Origin of the sequence: Paraburkholderia sp. SIMBA_030, from assembly GCF_046535245.1 — a bacterium.
Classification (GTDB): Bacteria; Pseudomonadota; Gammaproteobacteria; order Burkholderiales; family Burkholderiaceae; genus Paraburkholderia.
The window spans coordinates 1-256 of the sequence record NZ_JAWRXB010001027.1; the positions used below are offsets into that span (position 1 = coordinate 1).

The following is a 256-nucleotide window of genomic DNA, read 5'->3' on the forward strand; positions in this document are numbered from 1 at the left end:
GAGACCGATGCGCCGTCGTAGGTCATCTTCCAGTCGGTCGGAGATAACGGCGTCACCACCTGTTCGCCGCAGCCGCAGCAACAGCTATGCACTACCGTCGCGTAGTCCATCGACACATACAAGATGCCGGGGACGAGTTCCCTCGGCACGTTGCGTACGAAGCGATGCTCGAGCGTGGTGATGCGCGTCATGCCTGATCCCCGTTAAGCAATAGGTTGCCATCGGTGGTGTACGTACAGTGGTGCTCGCGTTCCAG

The 256-nt window shown here is 59.8% G+C and carries 1 protein-coding gene; it reads right to left on the reverse strand.

The features are described from left to right. Window positions 1–191: DUF6527 family protein (locus SB772_RS43140; protein ID WP_410838915.1), on the reverse strand; the 191-nt coding region annotated here is incomplete at its 3' end. Between the last annotated feature and the right edge of the window lie 65 nt (window positions 192–256).